Annotated in this window: 14 protein-coding genes; 2 read left to right on the forward strand and 12 right to left on the reverse strand. The window is 34.6% G+C overall.

All coding sequences use genetic code 11. The annotated features are described in order from the left end of the window. Window positions 1–2: 2 nt before the first annotated feature. Together LUU93_RS00390 and LUU93_RS00395 are read right to left on the reverse strand one after the other, a co-directional pair. The gene (locus LUU93_RS00390) at window positions 3–326 is read right to left on the reverse strand and encodes an MmcQ/YjbR family DNA-binding protein (protein WP_232676148.1); all 324 of its coding nucleotides are present in this window, start codon (window positions 324–326) and stop codon (window positions 3–5) included. A gap of 63 nt (window positions 327–389) precedes the next feature. Further along, window positions 390–1,145 carry an NUDIX hydrolase gene (locus tag LUU93_RS00395; RefSeq protein WP_232676150.1) on the reverse strand — a complete coding sequence of 252 codons (756 nt, stop codon included), beginning with the start codon at window positions 1,143–1,145 and terminating at the stop codon, window positions 390–392. Between the two features lie 298 nt (window positions 1,146–1,443). Here LUU93_RS00395 and LUU93_RS00400 point away from each other — a divergent pair, with 298 nt between their 5' ends. Beyond that, window positions 1,444–1,710, forward strand: coding sequence for a hypothetical protein (locus LUU93_RS00400; RefSeq protein ID WP_232676152.1), 267 nt, complete (start codon window positions 1,444–1,446; stop codon window positions 1,708–1,710). 50 nt (window positions 1,711–1,760) lie between these two features. On the opposite strand, the gene LUU93_RS00405 is transcribed toward LUU93_RS00400, so the two are convergent. The 10 genes from LUU93_RS00405 to LUU93_RS00450 all read right to left on the reverse strand — a co-directional run bounded on the left by LUU93_RS00405 (window position 1,761) and on the right by LUU93_RS00450 (window position 17,649). Then, entirely contained in the window at window positions 1,761–3,989 is a 2,229-nt protein-coding gene (locus tag LUU93_RS00405; protein ID WP_232676169.1) for a glycoside hydrolase family 3 N-terminal domain-containing protein, read from the reverse strand. A gap of 14 nt (window positions 3,990–4,003) precedes the next feature. Continuing rightward, the gene (locus LUU93_RS00410; RefSeq protein WP_232676171.1) at window positions 4,004–5,428 is read right to left on the reverse strand and encodes a glycoside hydrolase family 30 protein; all 1,425 of its coding nucleotides are present in this window, start codon (window positions 5,426–5,428) and stop codon (window positions 4,004–4,006) included. Window positions 5,429–5,430: 2 nt separating this feature from the next. After that, window positions 5,431–6,270, reverse strand: a complete 840-nt coding sequence (locus LUU93_RS00415) for an endonuclease/exonuclease/phosphatase family protein (RefSeq protein WP_232676172.1) — start codon at window positions 6,268–6,270, stop codon at window positions 5,431–5,433. A 73-nt stretch (window positions 6,271–6,343) separates the two neighbouring features. Beyond that, window positions 6,344–7,426, reverse strand: coding sequence for a glycoside hydrolase family 16 protein (locus LUU93_RS00420; RefSeq protein ID WP_232676174.1), 1,083 nt, complete (start codon window positions 7,424–7,426; stop codon window positions 6,344–6,346). Between the two features lie 29 nt (window positions 7,427–7,455). Beyond that, window positions 7,456–8,928, reverse strand: a complete 1,473-nt coding sequence (locus tag LUU93_RS00425) for a glycoside hydrolase family 30 protein (protein ID WP_232676176.1) — start codon at window positions 8,926–8,928, stop codon at window positions 7,456–7,458. Window positions 8,929–8,953: 25 nt separating this feature from the next. Beyond that, window positions 8,954–10,423, reverse strand: coding sequence for a glycoside hydrolase family 30 protein (locus LUU93_RS00430; protein WP_232677809.1), 1,470 nt, complete (start codon window positions 10,421–10,423; stop codon window positions 8,954–8,956). Window positions 10,424–10,514: 91 nt separating this feature from the next. Beyond that, window positions 10,515–11,969: a glycoside hydrolase family 30 protein gene (locus LUU93_RS00435; protein ID WP_232676178.1), complete on the reverse strand. Its 1,455-nt coding sequence runs from the start codon at window positions 11,967–11,969 to the stop codon at window positions 10,515–10,517. A 133-nt stretch (window positions 11,970–12,102) separates the two neighbouring features. Further along, window positions 12,103–12,978 (reverse strand): PKD domain-containing protein, encoded by an 876-nt coding sequence (locus LUU93_RS00440; RefSeq protein WP_232676179.1) that lies wholly within the window; start codon window positions 12,976–12,978, stop codon window positions 12,103–12,105. Between the two features lie 35 nt (window positions 12,979–13,013). After that, entirely contained in the window at window positions 13,014–14,525 is a 1,512-nt protein-coding gene (locus LUU93_RS00445; RefSeq protein ID WP_232676181.1) for a RagB/SusD family nutrient uptake outer membrane protein, read from the reverse strand. A 13-nt stretch (window positions 14,526–14,538) separates the two neighbouring features. Further along, on the reverse strand, window positions 14,539–17,649 hold the full coding sequence (locus LUU93_RS00450; protein WP_232676183.1) for a SusC/RagA family TonB-linked outer membrane protein: 3,111 nt from the start codon (window positions 17,647–17,649) through the stop codon (window positions 14,539–14,541). Window positions 17,650–17,994: 345 nt separating this feature from the next. Here LUU93_RS00450 and LUU93_RS00455 point away from each other — a divergent pair, with 345 nt between their 5' ends. Then, a complete protein-coding gene (locus tag LUU93_RS00455; protein WP_232676185.1) occupies window positions 17,995–20,865 on the forward strand; it encodes a triple tyrosine motif-containing protein in 2,871 nt (956 codons plus the stop codon). Window positions 20,866–20,880 lie beyond the last annotated feature (15 nt).

Here is a 20,880-nt window from a genome sequence, read left to right on the forward strand (position 1 = left end):
ATTTATTTCTTCTTTTTTGGGGCAACGTTTTGGTAAGAAAGCTTTAAAGCATCTTCAAACATTTCTGGTCTGACTTTAGAAAGTTCTACAATTGTCCAGCCTTGTTTTCCCCATTTGTTTGGAATTGGATAAAAAATCATTTCGCTTGAGGCGCAAAAAACAGATTGATCAATTTCGTTTAATTTTAAAACTGCCCGATTATTTTTTTCATCAAAAGTGGCGAATATCTTTTTGTTTACCCTAAAAGATGTTTTTTCAAAATGCGGTTCTTCAACTGCATTTTCAAAGGATAGAGCTAATTTTCTAAATTCTTCAATATTGACCATCGCATATCAATTTAATAGATCTGGCAGGTTTTTAAAACCTGTCGGGTCTCTGGTGACTATATCTTACCAACCTTGATTCAAACCATTTTTTAAAACTTCATCATATTTTTCTTTATCAAAAGAATATAAGTTTGGGGCTTTGTGTGCCACATTATTTTTCTTTTCATCCAATTTTGTCAGAATTCCGATATTGGTTATTTTTCGCATAAAATTTCTTCTGTCAAGTTTTTTATCCAGAATTGTTTCATACAATTTTTGCAGTTCCGGCATTGAAAATTTTTCCGGAAGTAAATTGTAACCTATTGGCATTAAATTCAGTTCAATTCTAAGCGTATCCAGAGCTTTATTAAGAATTTCTTTGTGGTCTAAAATGAGTTCGGGAACCTCTTTATGATCGATCCATTCAATTATTTCATTAGAATTTATTCGGTTTGGGACAATTTTTAAAAAATCTACCAAAGCATAATAGCCAATTGTTACGAAACGACGTGTCAGCCATTTGCCTTTTTCGGGATCGATATTTAAATATTTTAAAACCTCTTTCCCAAAATGATCATCATTCCGTTTAATTTTTCCAAATGCTGCAAACTGTCTTAAAAAAATACCTTCGACTCCGGTTCTTTCATTTAAAACGGTGACTGCTGCTGTATCAATATCCTGATCTATCGGAATAAACCCGCCCGGCAAAGACCATTTTTCACTATGCGGAACTTTAATCAGCAAGACTTTTAATTGATTATCATGAAACCCAAAAATGACGCAGTCTATGGAAAGTCCCGGCTGATAATTTTCGTTATTTTCTATAATAAATTTCAGCATTTGAGTTTTTAATTAATACCTCTTTCCGTTTTTTATTTAAACTTGCAATTTACTTTATTTTTCAAAGACTGCAGCATTTTTATAGCAAGTAAGTCTTTTTTAAACAATTATGCATTGAAAAGTCAAAAGTGTAAAAATCACAATTTTAGTTAAAATTACGAAATGAATTGAAAAAATAAGTACATTGCGTCATAATAACACATTTGACTGACAAATTGTTGAAATTTAAATTTTAAGAAAGAAAAAGATTACAAGTTTTTAATTTTGAAATCCTTCAATAAAATAGAATTGAAATTTAATGAACGAGATTATGAGCATCAACCCGCTAAAAAATATCAACAAAAAAATTAGAACAAAAATCTGGTCTTCTTTCGGATTTGTATCTAAAACTTATCTTCTTGAAGCCTCATTAAAATATAGTGAAGAGCAGGAAAGAATTTTTAATCAGGTAATTGAAAGAGAAGTAAAAAATAAAAAAACAAAACGCGAAGCTCTTGATAAAGCATTGCTTGAATCCTATAAAGGAATTGGCGCTATGGATTTTATAAATACCGTTTTAAAATAATTCAAAACCTTTATAAAATCCATAACGCCAATTTTAATTGACATTCTATATTATTGTACTAATTCAAAATCTGATTTTAGTTTAATATCTGCTGATGAAGCTCCAATCAGTACTTCAAAATCTCCTGGCTCTGCCGTCCATTCCAGTTTATCATTGTAGAAAGAAAGTTTTTCTTTATCGATTGTAAATTCGATTGTTTTAGTTTCTCCCGCATTCAATTTCACTTTTTGGAAATCTCTTAATTCTAAAACTGGACGAACTACTGATCCGAATTTGTCTTTTAAATATAGCTGAACCACTTCTTCTCCGACAGCTTTTCCAACATTTGATAATTGAAATGAAACTTTAATTGTTTCGCTGCTTTTGATTTTTGTCGAAGATAATTTCAAACCAGAATAATCAAATTTTGTATAACTCAAACCGTATCCGAAAGGAAATTTAGGAGAGTTTTTTAAATCGATATAAGCTGAAACATAGTTTGTTGCATTTTCATTTTTAGCTGGTCTTCCTGTGCTAAAATGATTGTAATAAATTGGAATCTGCCCTACTTCTCTTGGGAAAGTCATTGGCAGTTTTCCTGACGGGTTGTAATCTCCAAATAAAACATTTGCGATTGCATTTCCAGCTTCAGTTCCTAACCACCAAGTATATATAATTGCAGGAACATTATCTGCTGTCCAATTGAAAACTAGTGGTCTTCCGGCATTTATTAAAACTACAACTGGTTTTCCTGTTGCCTGAATTGCTTTTACTAAATCTTCCTGAACACCCGGTAAATGTAAATCGCTTCGGCTTTTTGCTTCACCGCTCATATCGCGTCTTTCACCAATACTCAAGATTACTACATCTGCCTGCTTAGCGGTTTCAACTGCTTCGGCAAAACCATCTTTATTATCTCCGTCAACTTCACAGCCTTTTGCGTAAAGTAATTTTGTGTTTTTACCTACTTTATTTTGTAAACCATCCCATTGCGAAACTACCCATTTATCGTAATTTACATCTGGAAGTTCAACAGACCAGAATCCCATATTGGCTTTGTATTCTTTTACCATTGGGCCAATGAATGCAATTGTTTTTACACTTTTAGAAATTGGTAAAGTCTGGTTTTCATTTTTCAATAAAACGATACTTTTTTCAGCTACTTCAAGTGCCGCTTTTCTGTTTGCCGGATTTGCTAAAACTTTCTCTGCTCTTTTATCATCAGAATATCTGTAAGGATCATCAAATAAACCTAATTCAAATTTTTTGCGAAGAATACGTTTTACAGCATCGTCAACCAAATCGATAGAAACCCTGCCTTCTTTTACTAACTGTGCTAAATTATATCGGTATGCATTACTTTCCATATCCATGTCACTTCCGGCAGTAATTGCAGAATATGCAGCTTCTTTAAGATCTTTTGAATAACCGTGAGCGACCATTTCTCCAATTGATCCCCAGTCTGACACTACAAATCCCTGAAAGTTCCATTTTCCTTTTAAGATATCTCTTTGTAAATGTGCATTTCCAGTTGCAGGAATTCCGTTTACATCATTAAAAGAATTCATAAATGTTGCTGCTCCGGCATCTAAAGCGGCTTTAAAAGGGGGTAAATAGGTTTCAAGAAGCATTCTTTCGCTCATATCAACTGAGTTATAATCCCTGCCTCCAACTCCTGCTCCATAAGCAGCGAAGTGTTTTACACAGGCCATAACAGAGTTTAAATCTCCTAATTTATTTCCCTGAAAACCTTTTACTCTTGCATAAGCAATTTTAGATCCTAGATAAGTATCTTCTCCTGCACCTTCCATTACACGTCCCCAGCGCGGGTCACGGCTAATGTCTACCATTGGTGCAAATGTCCAGTGAACTCCGCTTGCAGCAGCTTCTTCTGCAGCTACTCTGGCTGCTAATTCAATGGCTTGTAAATCCCAGCTTGCAGCTTCGGCTAACGGAAGCGGGAATGTTGTTTTGTATCCGTGAATAACGTCCTGACCAAACAACAACGGAATTTTAAGTCTTGACTGCATGGCCAATTCCTGATATTGTCTGGTATATTTTGTTCCGATGATGTTTAGCATCGAACCTATTAAACCTTGTTTGATTTCGGCTTGTTTGTTAGGGTTTATTGTAATTGGCCCCGTTGCCTGATTGTCTCCCGTGTATTGATTAAGCTGACCAATTTTTTCTTCAATTGTCATTTTCTTCAACAGATCATTTACTTTTTGATCTATTGTTTGCTGCTGGGCCGCCGCAAAAAACGAGACCATTAACAAGGCAAATGTGGTTATTTTTTTCATGTATTTAATTTTGGTTACCAAACGTAAGTTGCAACTGCACCAGCGTTTAAAGTAGTTGAAATTTGTTTTTGATTGTATTTGATATTGAATGTTTCTGCCGAAGTCCCGTCGTTTTCTACAATTAAAACTGTTTGTCCAGATGGCGTTTTGAAAGCTGCGTTGTATAAGTTTCCAACAATATTACTTCCAATTCTTACTGAACCTTCGGGAACAAATTTAGAAGCATGTCCAATAATATAATAACCAACTTCACGCTTAATATTTTGATTTTGATCGATCATTAAAGCACCTTTACAAGTTGAACATCCGCCTGGTGTAAATGGTTTATAATTTTCATCGTTTGCCAATCCCCATGAAAGTGCATTTTTACTCCAGTTACGCATTGAACCAATGACAACATTTTTTACACTCCATTTTAAATCATTTTCAAAACTGCTTCCTGATCCTGTGTATTGTTCTGTAAAGTATAAATCTTTGTTTGGAAATGCATCGTGAACTGTTGACAATGCGCTGATATCTCCTTCGTATAAGTGAAATGCTGAACCTGCAACAAAAGGGTTAGCTTTTACATCTTTTAAAATAGTTAAAGGATATTCTGGTTTATTACAATTGTGGTCGTAAACTATAATTTTGGTTTTGATTTTTGCTTTCGCGAAAGCGGGACCTAAATGATTCCCAATAAAATCTGCCTGTTGCTCTGCCAGCATTAATAAACTTGGATTATTTCCAGGATGCAGCGGCTCATTTTGTGGTGTAATGGCATCAATAACAATTCCGTGAGATTTCATTGCCTGGATGTATTTTACAAAATACTGGGCATAAACCTCATAATATTTGGGCTGCAGGCTTCCTCCTTTTGAGCTTCCGTTGTCTTTCATCCAAACTGGAGGCGACCAAGGTGAACCCATAATTTTTATTTGCGGGTTTATTGCTAAAATCTCTTTTAACAAAGGCACTACATCATTTAAATCCGGACCAAGATTAAAGTGTTCCAGTTTTAAATCTGTTTGTCCTTCGGGCATATCATCATACGAAAAAACTTTTTCATTCAAATCTGAAGCTCCAATACTAATACGCAGGTAACTTAAACCAATGGCATCATTTTTTCTGGAAAATAATTCCTGAAGCAAGGCTTCTCTTTTTGCTTTATCCAGTTTTAAAATTGTTTGAGCGCTTCCTCCGGTTAACGAAAATCCGAAACCTTCGATGGTTTGAAATTTTTCAGAAGGATTTACTTCAATGGTTTGGTTTGAATTAGTTTCTGTACCAAAAACTAAATCATCCTGTTTTTTAAGTTTTGAAGATTCATCTGCAGTAGTAATCCATGATTCTGCTTTTCCAGGATTGGCAGCTGCATTTTTTGAAGATCCGCATTTTATCTGCATCGCAATAAGCGGCAGTAAAAGTAAGATTTGAAGTTTTTTGCTGCTATTTTTCATTTTTAATCTATTTCTATTAAGACAGGTAAATGATCTGACGGATATTTTAAATCTTTAGAATCACTTAAAACTGCATGTTTTTGAATTTTTAATCCACTATTTTTAGAGATAAAAATATAGTCTATCAATAATGTAACTGGTTCATTATGTTTGAAATCATTAAATGTTCCTGATGGTCCAAAAGGTTTTTCTATTGAAACATCTCTAGTATCATCCATCACTTTTTTTATTTCTGCAATTTGCGGCGTGTTTGGTTCTGAGTTAAAATCTCCCATTAAAAACGCCGGGTATTTCTTTGTGTTTACTTCGCTTATTTTTTTTAAAACAAGCTGTACTCCTTTTACTCTTGCTTCTTCGCCCATATGGTCAAGGTGCAGGTTAAAAACCCAGAACGTTTTTTTTGTTTTTAAATCTGTAAAAAGTGCATACGTACAAACTCTGTTGCAAGCTGCATCCCAGCCTCTTGAAACTACGTTTGGTGTTTCCGAAAGCCAAAATGTATTGGAATTCTGCACCTTAAAGCGATCTTTTTTGTAATAAATAGTACAGGCTTCTCCCGTTCCGTTTTCTTCTCTTCCTATTCCAAATCTGTTATAATTTGGAAAAGCGGCTGCGATATCTATTACTTGATTTGGGGTTGCTTCCTGAACTCCAAAAATTTCCGGACCATAAAATTGTATTTGAGAAGTAAAATAATCTTTTCGTTTTGGCCACGCATTTTCTCCGTCTGATGCTACATCTAAACGAATGTTGTAGGTCATAATTTTTAAATTTTGACCATAAAATGAAATACTTACAAAAAGTAAGAATAATACTAAAATAAATTTATTTGTCTTTTTCATAATTTTTAAAATTTTAATCCGTAAAGCTAATGTTTATCTAGCCTTAAAGGATAAAACTTATTTAAAACTTATGTTAATTATATACTCTCACATAATCAACTTCGAAAGTTGCATTAGTGAAATTTGGATCAACTGTTCCTCCAAAATTTCCTCCCATTGCTAAATTTAAAATCAGGAAAAAGTTTTGGTTAAATGGAGTTGAACCTGAATTAGCATAGGTGTAAAACAACTTATCATCTACATAGAACTTAATGCTTTCTGCAGACCAATCTGCTGCATAAACATGAAATTCTGTTGTTGAATTTGCTACTGTTATTGTAGCTGTATCAGGTGTATTTCCTGAGCGTCCAGGCGAATGTAATGAAGAGTGGTTCACGTTTGGATTATTTCCAACTGATTCTAAAATATCTACTTCACCGCATAATGGCCATCCTGCCGTATCAATATTGTCACCCAGCATCCAGAATGCCGGCCAGGTTCCACCGCCAACAGGTAATTTTGCCCGAACTTCGGCCCTGCCATATTTAAACGAAAATTTTCCTTTTGTAAGCATTCTTGTCGATGTATAATGGCTTCCCATATACTCTTCTTTAATTGCTTTAATTTTTAGGGTACCATTTGAAATAATTACATTTTCAGGGCGGCTTGTGTAATATTCTAATTCATTATTTCCCCAGCCGTCTCCGGTTCCAGTGTTATAACCCCATTTTGATGTATTTGGAACACCGTCAACATCAAATTCATCTGACCAAAGTAATTTTCTGGCAACGTATATATTTACTGAAGAAGTTGAGCTGATAAACTGTCCTGAAGCATTATAAGCTGAAACAATTATAGAATATGCTTTTGTTCCTGCAGTTGTAAATGTATATGTAAAATCTCCGCTTGTAATTTCTTTAAGCTGATTGTCTATTAAAACTTTATACGAAATTGCATTCGCAGCATTAATCTTTAAGTTCACTTTACCGCTTCCGTCCCCGTCAGGATTTGCTGCGGTTTTACCCACAACTTCAACCTGAACAGTAAGGTTTGAAGGGGCAGGATTATCCAAACCTCCATCTGAACTATCGTTACTACTGCTGCAAGACTGAAATATCAGCAGTAAAATAAATGTTAGAATACCTGCTTTGTCCATTATATTTTTAATTTTTTTCATTTGAAAATCAATTTTACGTTGTCTTTAATTTATTTCCAGGTGTAAGTTCCAACAGATCCGGCCTCAAGAGAAGTTGTGATCCATTTATCATTGAATTTGACATTGAAAATCTCACTTCCTGACGAGTCATTTACAACTACTAAAACTTTTGATCCAGATGGCGTTATAAAGGCGACGTTTTGTAAACTTCCGCTTGAAGTACTTGCAATTCTAATAGATCCTGCAGGAACAAATTTTGATGCATGTGCAATAATATAATAGGCAACATTACGCTGAAAATTTTCTGTTGAAGTTACTGTCAATGCTCCTTTACACATCGAACAGCCGCCATTTGTATGAGGCTGAAAAGATCCGTCGTTAGCTAAATTCCATTCTAATGCGTTTTTGCTGTAATTTCTCATCGAACCAACAATTACATTTCGAACGTGCCATTTTAAATCTCCTGCAAAATCACCCGCCGAAGAAGTCCATTGTTCTGTAAAATACACATTTTTAGCTGGATAAGAATTGTAAACATTTGTAAGTGCGCTGATATCTCCGGCATATAAATGGAATGCTGATCCGTCTACGAATGGAAATGCATCGGCATCAGCCAAAATTGCTTTTGGATAATTTGGGTTATCGCAATTGTGATCGTAAGCAATAATTTTTACACTAAGGTTTGCTGCTTTAAAAGCCGGCCCTAAATTATTTTTAATAAAGTTAGCCTGCTCTGCTGCAGACATATACATACTTGGGTTATTTCCGTCATGCAAAGGCTCATTTTGCGGTGTTATTGCATCAATTGTAATTCCTTCGGCTTTCATCTGCTGAATGTATTTTACAAAATATTTAGCATAAACATCATAATATTGAGTCTGCAGTTTTCCTCCAATAAAGCTGTCTTTGTCTTTCATCCAAAGCGGCGCTGACCAAGGTGTTGCTAAAATTAAAATTTTGGGGTTAATCGCCAGAATTTCTTTTAAAAGTGCAATTACCCCGGCTTTGTCTTTGTCTAAACTAAATTTTGCTAAAGTTAAATCAGTTTCGCCAGCTGCAAGGTCATCATACGTAAATGGTGCAGCATTTAAATCAGACGCTCCAATACTGATTCTTAAATAACTAATTCCTATTGAATTAGCTCCAGAACCAAATAATTCTTGTAAAAGTGCACTTTTCTTGGCAGCAGTTAACTGATTGATTACATCTGCACTTCCGCCGGTTAATGTATACCCGAAACCATCAATAGTCTGATATTTTTGAGAGGCATTAACTTCAATATTTGTATAGGTATTGACAACTGTTCCAAATCCTAATGTTCCGGTTTGTTTTGCTAATAATACGCTTTGGTCTCCTTTTGTTAACCAGAAATCAACATCGTTTGTTACTACTACAGGCGGGTTTACTACAGGCGGGTTTACCACAGGATCGACAGCATCGTTTGATGATGAGCATTTTACCTGAGAAAATACTGCTATTGAGAAGAACAGTATTTTTATAGTGTTTTTAAAATTTAGTTTCATTTTTAATAGTTTTTAGTTTCCCAATTTAGTATACAATAGTTTGTATTGCGTGTGCCGGGATAGTTATAGTATTTTGTGAATTGTGGTTTATTAAGGTGTAAACAATCTCATTATCTGATTGGTTCATGACAATGGTTATTATTTTGTCATTAGAATTTTTAAAAGATGTGCTTATTAATTTTTTGTCGCTGATTGTCTCCATTATTCTTTTAGCTTTTGGCTGAATAAATTTCGAGAAATGTCCAATGTAATAGTACATCGGTGTGTAGATTAATTCATCTTTTGTGGTGTCGGCGTGAATTGGTGAAAAACAAAAATTTCCAACATGATTTGGACCTCCGTTTTGATCCAGAAGAATATTCCAGTCTGTCCAGCCAACGGTTCCGTTATTGAAATCGTTGATCATGTTAAGTCCGTATCGTTCTGCATTTCCCCAAAACTGAAATCTCGAAGCATCAAATTTTTCGATACATCCTTCTGTAAAAAGTAAATTTTTATTTGGAAAAGCCTGGTGTACTTCACCTACTGATTCGAATTTTGGTGTTCCGCCGTTCCATGTTTCATACCAGTGGAATCCAATTCCCCATGCATATTTTGAAACTGCAGGATCTGAAAAAACAAGATTGGCTCTTTTGGTTAACATATCTCCGCGATTGTGATCCCAGATTATAACATTTTTAGAGCTAAGTCCTTCTTTTTCTAAAGTTGGCCCAAGAAAGTTTTTAAGAAAATCTCTTTCTGCTTCTGGGGTATAAATACAAGATTCCCAACGTTGTTTTGCCATTGGCTCATTTTGAATGGTTAATCCCCAAACAGGGATTCCTTCTTTTTCATAAGCTCTTATAAATTTAACATAATAATCTGCCCATGATTGTGCAAACTCTGGCAACAAAACGCCGCCGTGTAAAATATCATTATTGTCTTTCATGAAAGCTGGGGGACTCCACGGACTAACAAATAAGGTTAATTTCCCGCCGGCAGTTTCAATTGCTTTTTTTATTAATGGAATTCGATATTTTCGATCGTGATCAATGCTGAAGCTTTTTAAATCTTTATCACCTTCGGCAACATAGGTATAACTGTCACTGCTAAAATCGCAGCTATGGATATTCGTTCTGGCTAAAGTATATCCTATTCCTTTATTTTTATCGTAATAAGCGGTTAGGAATTCCTGCTGCTTTTTTGGTGATAGTTTTGCAAATACTTCAGCGCTTGCGTCTGTAATGGCACCGCCAATTCCTAAGAAAACCTGATCTGTTTTATCGGCATCTAAAGTAACAGAAACCGTTGATTTTGTTTGTTGTGCAGCAGATTTTGAAATTAAATTATCTGATAATGATAATCTCAAATTGGTATTTTCGGCTGTAGTATAAACCGTGATTTTTTTATTTGTTTTGGATGCAGAAACAGCAGTGCCATTTGCAGTTTTTGATGTTGAACAACTTACTTGCAAGATTATTATTGAAACTAATAAGATTCTATTGATGGTTTTCATTGTTGCTTCAAAAAACATTTTATTTCAAATTAAAAATTGAGGGCTGAGTTAGATGATTCAAATCAGCCCTCTTCTGTTAACTCAAAAAATATTAATAAACAAGCGTTTGTATAGCGTGTGCAGGAATTTTGACTACTGTTTTTTCTGCTGCTATTATCAAATTATATGTAATTTCTTTATCTGTTTTGTTCATTACGATGGTTGCCATTGTACCATCAGTATTTAAAAATGATGTACTTAATAAACCGCTTCTGCTTACTGCAGAGCTGACTCTTTTTGCATTTAATCGAATGAATTTTGAAAAATGTCCTATGTAATAATAAGATGGCGTGTAAATTAATTCTCCTGTTGTTGTATCGGCATGGATTGGTGCAAAACAGAAATTTCCAACGTGATTAGGTCCTCCATTTTGATCTAAAAGAATATTCCAGTCTGTCCATCCAGCGGTTCCATTATTGAAATCGTTAATCATAGAAATCCCGTAACGTTCTCCGTTACCCCAAAGCTGATATTTTGCGGCATCAAATTTTTCAACACATCCTTCTGTAAACAATAGCTTTTTGTCCGGATATGCTTCATTTACTTTTGCAACGTTGTCAAACATTGAATCTCCTCCAGACCAGTTTTCGTACCAGTGAAAACCCATTCCCCAAACATATTTTGCAGCTTCGGGATCAGAATAAATTACACTTGCCCTGTGATTCATTAAGTCACGATTGTGATCCCAGGCGATAATTTTTTTATCTCCAAGTTTTTCTCTTTTCAAAGTTGGACCTAAGAAATTTTTAATAAAATCTCTTTCAGCTTCGGCTGTGTAAATGCAAGATTCCCATGTTTGAACCGCCATTGGCTCATTTTGAGTTGATGTTCCCCAAATTGGAATCCCTTCTTTCTCATATTCTTTTATAAACCTGACATAGAAATTTGCCCAGGTTTGATAATATTCTGGCAATAATGTTCCTCCTTTTAATACGTTTCCGTTACTTTTCATGAAAGCATTTGGAGACCACGGTGCAGCATATGTCAATAATTTTCCTCCTGCAGTCTGGATTGCCTGTTTGATTAACGGAATACGAAATTGCCTGTCGTGATCAATAGAAAACGTTTTTAAATCTTTATCTCCTTCTGCGATATAAGAATAGCTTCCACTGCTAAAATCAGAACTTTGGATCGTGGTTCTTAGCAAAGAATAGCCAATTCCTTTTTGTTTATCGTAATAGGCATTTAAGAATTCTATTTGTTTTTCTTTTGAAAGTTTAGCAAAAATCTCAGCACTCGCATCAGTAATGGCACCTCCAATTCCCATAAAGGTTTGAAACTTTTTAGACGGTTCTACAAAAACAGAAATCTCCGTTTCAAGAGGCTGTTTTGATACTGAAAAAGTCAAATTATCTGTTGATGTTAATCTCAGTTTTGAATTTTCGGCAGTTGTATAAACCGTTATCTTTTTCCCGTTGGTTGTAAATTCTTTCTTTGCTTTTGTCTGCTGCGCAAGAGCGGTGACTGTAAACAAAAAGCACAGAAATTTTAAAGTATTTTTTTTCATTCTTTTCTTTGATTTTTTAATTCTAAAAGAAGTTTTCAGAAACTCGTTCTCTGATTGCTTAGGATTTAAAAATAGCCCATACTCATAATGATTATGGGCTATTTACAACCAAACTTAAACTTAACTTAAACTTTTATTTTCCTCTTAATTCGACCTTAGTAATGGTAATACCATCTTTTGTAAATGTGTTACCTCCTGATCTGATTAAAAGATATATTTTTCCGGTTTCAGAGAATTTAACAGTATTAGAAACTGTACCAGTTGCATCATTTTTAACACAGCCTACTGTAGATAATTTACCTGAAAATGCTGCTTTAGCACAACCGTCCCAAGTACTTAATCCCATTACTTTATTGTCTTTATACTCAACTCCCGATTTAGGAACTGATTTACCGGCGTAAACTTCAAACCAGGTTTCATCAGAACCACTTGGAGAAGAAACTAACATATCAATTGTGTATTCTTTGTCTTTTACTACATCAATTGCCTGATAAATTCCTTCTTGTGCCCATCCTCCTGGTGAGTGAATAGTTGCACTTTTGTTAGCATAAGACCAAAAAGCTGCCCCAGTTGCACTTAAATTTAAAACAGTCCATTTTGCCTGATCTGCAGGAGTTTCAAAAAATCCTCCCTGAACTAAATTCCCTTTAGCTGGATCTGTTGTTGCCACAACAATTTGAGCTGTTGCAGTTCCTGACGCTCCACCTGCTCCAATTGCTGTATGTGTAATTGTATAAGTTCCCGCATCAGGCAATGAAATTGTTTCAGTCATTTTACCTTGATAAGCACCGTCGCCGGTATTCCATTTTGATAAAATAACACCTTTTGGCTGTGCAGTTAAAAGATATGTATTTACAGCTCCTGCAACTGGTGTTACAGTAAATGAAGCATCAACACTTGCAGCTGTTAAACCGTTATTTGCAGGATCATCCTCACAGCTGGTAAGCGAACCTAATACTATTGCAAGCATTAGGTAAGCACCTCTTTTTAAAATTATATTTAGGCTCATTTTCTTATTGGTTTTTGGTTAGATAGTTATTTTAATTATTGATAGTTAGGGTTTTGTTTCAATTTAGTCCCTGTCAATTCTACATAAGGAATTGGGAAAATTTCATCAGTTCCAGCGTTAAAACCTCTATCTGCTAAAGCTGCTGCTGCATCGCCCCATCTTACTAAGTCAAAGAACCTGTGTCCTTCACCAGCAAGTTCCATTCTTCTTTCATTTTTAATAGCTGCTAATGTTACTGGAACTGAAGCAAGTCCAACTCTGGCTCTAACAGCATCTAATAATGCCTGAGCTCTTGTACCAGTTGCTCCTAAAGCTTCAGCTTCCAATAAATAAGTATCTGCTAATCTGATAACATAAGAGTTTTGTTTGTAGTTCAGCTCAGCCGCTCCACCACCTGTACGAACATCTGATTTTCTTGGTAAAAATTTATTCAGGAAATAACCTGTGTCTTGGTAACCAGGAATATAATCAGCACTTCCCGCAGCTTTTAAAGCTTTTAGGTCGAAAATAGTTGCACCAAATCTTGGATCATTCTTCATTGCATCATACAATTTTTGTGTTGGTATACTAAAACTCCATCCTGAAGGAAGATCAGCAGCTGTAGAGTTTGCAGGTCTGGAATAACCTCTAGGACCTACCATTACATTTAATGAGTTTCCTTCATCCCTTCCAGAACCCCAGAATCCCCAATCAGAATTTCCTGCACTAGTGTGAGACACTTCAAGAAGTGATTCTGAATTGAATTTATTAGCTACCACCCATAGATCACTGAAATTAGCCAGTAATTTGTTTCCATATTGATTTGGCTGACCAGGCGTACCGTTTACCTGAGCAAGAATAGCTGCAGCCTCTGCATTTTTTCCGTCATATAAATAAACTTTTCCAAGTAATGCCTGAGCAGCTCCTCTTGTTAAACGACCAGATCCTGTAGCTGCATCAACAGTAGTTGGTAAAGCCGGAATAGCCTCTAATAAGTCTTTTTCGATTTGAGCATAAACTGCTTCCGGAGCTGATTGCTCAACATTTAACATTGTTGATGTTGTAAGAGGTTCCAAAATCAATGGAATGTTCTTAAACATTCTTACTAAGTTGAAATAGTACAATGCTCTTAATGCTTTAGACTCTCCAGTGAATCTAACTTTTAATGCATCTGACATATTAACTCCAGACATTTTTGATAACAAAACGTTTGCTCTGTAAATACCTTGGTAATGATCATTCCAGAAACTTCCGGGAATAATTAATGAAGTTAATGAGTGAGTAGAGAAATTTTGAATTCCCTGACCATCCGAAGCTCCACCACCACCAGCGTAGAAATCATCTGAACCAGCATTTAGCATTGCTACAAGATTTTCAAAACCACCTGTATTTTTTCTTAATGGATCATAAACACCAACAAGAGCAGCTGTAGCCTGTTGTTCATCTTTATAGTAACTAGTTGATAAGAAAGATCCTTTTGGGTCAATGCTCACGAAATCTTCAGAACAAGATCCTCCTAAAGCAGCCAAAGCAATGACAGCGTATATGTATTTAAATTTATTTTTCATGATTCTTTAATTATTAAAATTGTACGTTCGCTCCAAGCATGAAAGTTCTTGCTTGTGGATAAACACCTCTGTCTACACCAAATACCTGACCTCCAATTTCCGGATCATATCCTGTGTATTTTGTGATAGTGAATAAATTTTCACCTGTTAGATAGAAGCGGATTCTGTCTGCTCCAATTTTAGAAGAAAGATCAACTGGAAGAGTATAACCTAACTGAACAATTTTCAAACGAACATAATCACCGCTCTCCAGGTAGAAATCAGACATTTTGCTGAAGTTACCATTTCCGTCATTATTAGCAAGTCTTGGGTAATCATTTGAAGTTCCTTCTCCTGTCCAGCGACCTAAAGCTTCTGTTTGGTAATTTGCATTTAGGATATCTAATCTGCGTAATCCCTGGAAAATTTTGCTTCCGGCAGCACCTTGAGCAAATGCCATAAAATCAAATCCTTTGTAATCTAAGTTTACTGTTAAACCGAAAGTATATTTAGGGATACTGTTTCCTAAGTATTGTTTGTCGTCATCAGAGATAGATCCATCTCCGTTGTTATCAACCCAGCGGAAATCCCCTGGTTTTGCATTTGGCTGGATTAAACCTCCTGCAGCATTTGTGTAAGCATTGATTTCAGCTTGATTCTGGAAAATTCCAGCTGTTTTGTATCCGTAGAATTCATTGTATGAATGACCAACCTGAGTTCTTGTAACAGGTCCCATAGATTGGAAAGAAGCATCTCCAATGATAAAGTTATTAGATGCACCAACGTAAGTAATTTCGTTTTTCAGGTAAGCAATGTTTCCGTTAACTCCTAAATTAAAATCACCAAGTCTTTTCTTGTAACCTAACTCAAACTCCACACCGCTGTTGTTCATATCCGCAACGTTAGCCCATGGCTGTTCAGCAACTCCAACATATCCAGGAATTACAACCGGTCTCAAGATTCCTGTTGTTTTCTTTTTGTAGTAATCTAATGTTATATTAAAATCGTTAAATAATCTTGCATCGATACCAATACTTGCCTGAGAAGTTTCTTCCCATTTCAAATCTGGATTATCAAGAGTTACGTTAGCATAACCTGTTGTGATAGCACCTGTATTTCCAAAAGAATAGTTATAACCTCCTGATACTAATGATATATATCTGAAATCAGCAACCTGGTCATTACCTACAACTCCATAACCTCCTCTAATTTTTAAAAGGTTTACTACGTTATTCTCTTTCCAGAAACCTTCTTTTGAAACTACCCATCCTAAAGAGAATGACGGGAAAACTCCAAATTTATGATTCTCTCCAAAACGAGTAGATCCATCACGACGAATAACTCCGGTTACAAGATATTTCTCCATATAATCGTAGTTTAAACGACCGAATAAAGATGTTACTTTATGTTGAACGAAATCATCTGTAGCGCTATTTCTGTCTGCTTGTGGAATATCAAACTTGAAAGATGCGTCACGATAGTCAGTAATAGGCAAACCAAACATTGTAGCTCCAACATAACCTCCGATGTTATCAACATAAGATCCTTGACCAGCTAAAACATTTACATTATGATCTCCAAATTTGTTAGAATAAGTAAGAACGTTTTCAATATTCCAATTGAATGATTTATTGTTATTTTGATAATAACTATTTTTAAGAACATTCACATTTGCGCTTAAGAAATATACCGGTGTAAAACCTTGATCTCCCCAGTAAGAAAGTTTGCCTCCCAGTGTAGATCTCACTTTTAAATGTGGAGTAATATTAGCTTCTAAATAAGCATTCCCAACGAAATCATCAGACCATCCATATCTTCCTAATCTTGTCTGGATATACCCTAATGGGTTTGTCATCTCCTGACCCACAACGCTTGAAATTCCATAAGGATTTCCGTTTGCATCACGAACTACAGGATTTGTAGAATAAGGTGCCGCATTTGCAACAGCAGGATCTGTAACTACTAATGGAGTTAATGGATCAAGGTTTATGGCTGAACTTAAAGGTCCGCCAAACTCACTGTTTGTATTTCCAATTCCAACCGTTTTTTGTCTTGTATAACCAAAAGTTTGTCCGAATGTAAAATACTTAGATATTTTATGAGTAGAGTTTAAACGGAAATTCTTTTTAGTATAATTAGAAATTTCTGTAGCAACAATACCTTCCTGGTCCTGAATACCAAATGATGCATAAAAAGTAGAGAATTCCCCACCGCCGCTAATACTTAATTCATGAGTGTATCTGAAAGCACTGTCATTAAAAATAGCATCCTGCCAGTTTGTTCCTTTTCCTAAAGCAGAAGGATTAGAGTATAAGATTGAACCTCCATCAGCAACTGATTTTTCATTCATAATAGTTGCATATTCGGCAGCATTCAATAAATCTAATTTTTTTGCTGGAGAAGATACCCCTGCAAAACCACTGTAGTTTACTGTAATTTTACCTGCTTTACCTTTTTTTGTAGTAACCAAGATTACCCCAGTTGCAGCACGAGTACCATAAATTGCCGCAGAAGCTGCATCTTTAAGCACCTCAATAGATTCGATATCTGACTGATTTAAGAAACCAATTCCTCCAGCATCAACAACGTTACCGTCAACAACCCAAAGTGGGTTATTTCCACCGTCGCCAAAAGTTGTAATACCACGTACACGGATTGTGGATCCCGCACCAGGCTGACCTGAACTTGAGGCAATTGTTACACCGGCAACACGACCTTGTAACGCCTGCTCAACTCTGCCGTTTGGTACTTTCTCTAAATCAGCAGCTTTTACACTTGAAATTGCACCTGTAACTACTGCTTTCTTTTGAGTACCGTAACCAACTACAACAACCTCATTTAATGATTGTGATTCTGGTTTTAATTGAATTGTAATTTTTGTTCTTCCGTTTACAGCCTCAGTAACTGTAGCATATCCTATAAAAGTAACTGTCAAAACTCCGTTTGAAGGCACCTGCAGCTGGAATTTCCCATCAAAATCTGATGCGGTCGACTTTGTTGTACCTTTTAAGACAACAGTTGCGCCCGGAACCGGCATTCCACTTTCATCGTTTATCATTCCATTTACCGTGACATCCTGAGCCGCAGCTATAACCGAGAATAATAAAGACGAAACACAAAAAATAAGTAATTTTGTTAATTTCATTTTTCTAAAAATTTTGGTTAATTAATTAGTAATTTGATGCAATAATAATGTTATTTTTTTACTATCAACATTTAAAATTCATTACAAAAACACATCAAACTAAAATTTTACACATTACAAAAACACATCATTTTTTTTATAAAAAACTGATTAACAAATATTTAAAAACAAAAAATAAGATGTTATGGAAATGTTAATTGAAAAAATAAACACTACAATTATATAAGATTGCTTATTTTTATGAACGAAATACTTTTCTACAACGTGATAGTAAAGAAAAACCCCTTGTAAATATCTATAAACAAACAACTTAGTCACTAAAAAACAAATTAAACCGAATAATTAATGAAATTAACGATATCCTATTTTTATATTACTTTTTTTACATTATTCACAATTACCGTTTTTGGACAGGTTAAAAACATCGGATTGCCAGATGTAAGAAATTACAAGCGTAATGAATATAAAGGTGGAACCCAAAACTGGAATATCGATCAGGATAAGAATGGAAATTTATATTTTGCCAACAATAATGGTCTTTTGCAGTTTGACGGTTCTTCCTGGAGAAAATATCCACTGCCAAATTTAACTTCTGTACGATGTTTAAAGATTGATAACTCAGGAAAGATATTTGTGGGAGGTTATAATGAATTTGGATATTTTCAGCCCAATAATAAAGGAAAACTTCAATACACATCACTTTCTAAAAAAGTTGATAAAAATAAAATCAAAATCATTGACTTTATATGGAAAATTCATTCCATAGATAATCAAACCGTTTTTCAGTCTTTTGCCAGGGCTTATATCTTTAAAAAGGGAAAACTAACCATATTAAAAGCCCCAAAACGTTTTCAGTTCTCATTTGTAGTAAACAATAAACTTTATTTTCAAGATGTTGAAAAAGGAATTTTAGAATATAAAAACGGTAAACTATATGCTCTTCCAAATACAACAAACCTAAATAATACTGAAATCTGGGCAATGTATTCTCTTGGTAAAAACAAAATCTTAATTATTACATTAGAAAAGGGATTGTTTATCTACGAGAATAACGCCTTAACCCAATGGAATACGGAAGCCAATAATTTTGTAAAAAGAAACAATTCGCTCGGAGGTGTTATCATAAACAATAGATTTATTGTTTTAAATTCGGTTTTGGATGGAATTGCTATCTGCGATTTTGAGGGTAAAATCATTCAACATATAAATCGAAAAAAAGGACTACAAAACAACACGGTTTTAACTTCATTTATTGATAATAAAAACAATCTTTGGCTTGGGCTGGATAATGGTATCACTTACGTTAACGAAAGTTCCCCCTTTACTTATTTTGGATTTAGTTATGACATCAGCACCGTTTATGCTTCTGTTATTCATCAGGGAAATTTGTATGTTGCAACCAATCAGGGTGTTTTTTATCATGCCTGGAATAATAGCTTTAAGGAAGATGTTTTTAAGCTTGTTGAAGGAACAACTGCTCAATCATGGAATGTACAGGTTATAGACAATGAATTAATTTGTGCCAATAATAGAGGGGCACTAATAATTAAAGGAGGAAAAGTAACTAATGTTATAGATTCGAAAGGGTATTTCGGATTTAAGAAAATTCCAAATCATCCTGGTTTTTTTATTGGCTCAAATTATGACGGATTTGCTGTTTTTCAGAAAACTCCAAATGGGTTTGTATTTAAAAATCAAGTCGCGGGATTTGACAAATCATCAAATAGTTTTGAACTGGATCAATCTTATTTATGGCTTAAAAAAGACGAATCTATATATAAAATGTCTTTAAGCGATGATCTGACAAGGTTTTCAAGCATAAAAAAAATTGACCGCTTAACAACCCAGTTTAAGAATATAGGAAGTCTTCAAAAAATTGACGGCAAAGTATACTTTCAAACAAATAATCATTTTTATAAATATTCCTCAGAACAGGAAATATTCTACGAAGACAAAAAACTAACCGGTCTTTTTAAAAATATCCCGATCATAAAAGCACTAAGCGAAGATTCACAGTCAAATTTATGGTACGCTTATGATGAATCTTTGGGTGTATTAATGAAACAGAATAATAGTTATAGAAATATCGTTGCACCATTTTCTAATTTAACCGGTAACCTGGTCAATAGTTATCTTTCAGTAAATACGATTGATTCTAAAAATATCTTCATAGGATTAACAGACGGTTTAGCTCATTATGACTCTGAACTTTTAAACAATTTTGTAACAAAACCAAAAGCTTTCATTCGCAGTTTTTCATTTCCGGGCGATACTATAATCCTAGGAAATAATCAAAACAAGAATGAAAACATACGAATTCCTTATTCATCAAATCATGTTCGTTTTACTTTTTCATCGCCAACTTATGAGAACCTTGAAAATGTTCAGTTTTCTTACCAATTGGAACCTTTTGATGAAAAATGGAGTAATTGGTCAACCATTTCAATTAAAGAGTATACAAACCTTCGCGAAGGCGATTATGTGATGAAAGTAAAAGTGCGAAATAGTTATGGGGTCCAGTCTGAACCATCAACAATTTCTTTTACTGTTTCTCCGCCTTGGTATAGGCACTTTCTGGCTTTTATGCTATATTTTGTTCTATTAATAATTGCCATTTATGTAATTTCTAATCGAATTAAAATGAAAATTAGAAAGAATAAATATTATGAAACTATCGAACAGCGAAGGCTTTATCTTGAAAAAGAATCAAGAATTAGACAGGAACAATACGATCTTGAAAAAGAAATCGAAAAATTGAAAAACGACAAACTGCAAATAAAGATTCTGGCAAAAGACAAAGAACTGGTTAACAATTCTTTACAAGTAGTAAAAAAGAATAAAATCTTAAACGGAATTATTCATAAACTGAAAGAGATTGATGTCGAGGCGCTGGACGATTCAACTAAGTTTCAGGTCAGCAAACTAAACAAGAGCATTGTAAAAGAGGTAAATACAGATAAAAGCTGGAAAGATTTAGAAAAACATATTAAGAATGTTCACTTTGAGTTTTTAAAACGCTTAAAGGAAAAATATCCAACAATTTCTCCCCGCGAACTCGATTTATCGACTTATTTATTAATGAATATGTCTACCAAAGAAATTGCCGAAATTATGAATATTTCAACCGGTGGAGTAGAATTAGCCCGTTATCGTTTGAGAAAAAAACTCGGATTAAATAAAAAGGAAAACCTGATTGGTTTTTTAATGAGTATTTAAATAAAAAGACCTTCT

It is taken from the genome of Flavobacterium soyae (assembly GCF_021245985.1).
Lineage (GTDB): Bacteria > Bacteroidota > Bacteroidia > Flavobacteriales > Flavobacteriaceae > Flavobacterium > Flavobacterium soyae.

Excerpts from the sequence above, each read along its gene's own strand:
- LUU93_RS00430 (WP_232677809.1), bottom strand. The coding sequence starts at position 10,423 with ATGAAAACCATCAATAGAATCTTATTAGTTTCAATAATAATCTTGCAA.
- LUU93_RS00455 (WP_232676185.1), top strand. The coding sequence starts at position 17,995 with ATGAAATTAACGATATCCTATTTTTATATTACTTTTTTTACATTATTC.
- LUU93_RS00400 (WP_232676152.1), top strand. The coding sequence starts at position 1,444 with ATGAACGAGATTATGAGCATCAACCCGCTAAAAAATATCAACAAAAAA.
- LUU93_RS00440 (WP_232676179.1), bottom strand. The coding sequence starts at position 12,978 with ATGAGCCTAAATATAATTTTAAAAAGAGGTGCTTACCTAATGCTTGCA.
- LUU93_RS00445 (WP_232676181.1), bottom strand. The coding sequence starts at position 14,525 with ATGAAAAATAAATTTAAATACATATACGCTGTCATTGCTTTGGCTGCT.
- LUU93_RS00425 (WP_232676176.1), bottom strand. The coding sequence starts at position 8,928 with ATGAAACTAAATTTTAAAAACACTATAAAAATACTGTTCTTCTCAATA.
- LUU93_RS00410 (WP_232676171.1), bottom strand. The coding sequence starts at position 5,428 with ATGAAAAATAGCAGCAAAAAACTTCAAATCTTACTTTTACTGCCGCTT.
- LUU93_RS00395 (WP_232676150.1), bottom strand. The coding sequence starts at position 1,145 with ATGCTGAAATTTATTATAGAAAATAACGAAAATTATCAGCCGGGACTT.
- LUU93_RS00390 (WP_232676148.1), bottom strand. The coding sequence starts at position 326 with ATGGTCAATATTGAAGAATTTAGAAAATTAGCTCTATCCTTTGAAAAT.
- LUU93_RS00435 (WP_232676178.1), bottom strand. The coding sequence starts at position 11,969 with ATGAAAAAAAATACTTTAAAATTTCTGTGCTTTTTGTTTACAGTCACC.
- LUU93_RS00405 (WP_232676169.1), bottom strand. The coding sequence starts at position 3,989 with ATGAAAAAAATAACCACATTTGCCTTGTTAATGGTCTCGTTTTTTGCG.
- LUU93_RS00450 (WP_232676183.1), bottom strand. The coding sequence starts at position 17,649 with ATGAAATTAACAAAATTACTTATTTTTTGTGTTTCGTCTTTATTATTC.
- LUU93_RS00415 (WP_232676172.1), bottom strand. The coding sequence starts at position 6,270 with ATGAAAAAGACAAATAAATTTATTTTAGTATTATTCTTACTTTTTGTA.
- LUU93_RS00420 (WP_232676174.1), bottom strand. The coding sequence starts at position 7,426 with ATGAAAAAAATTAAAAATATAATGGACAAAGCAGGTATTCTAACATTT.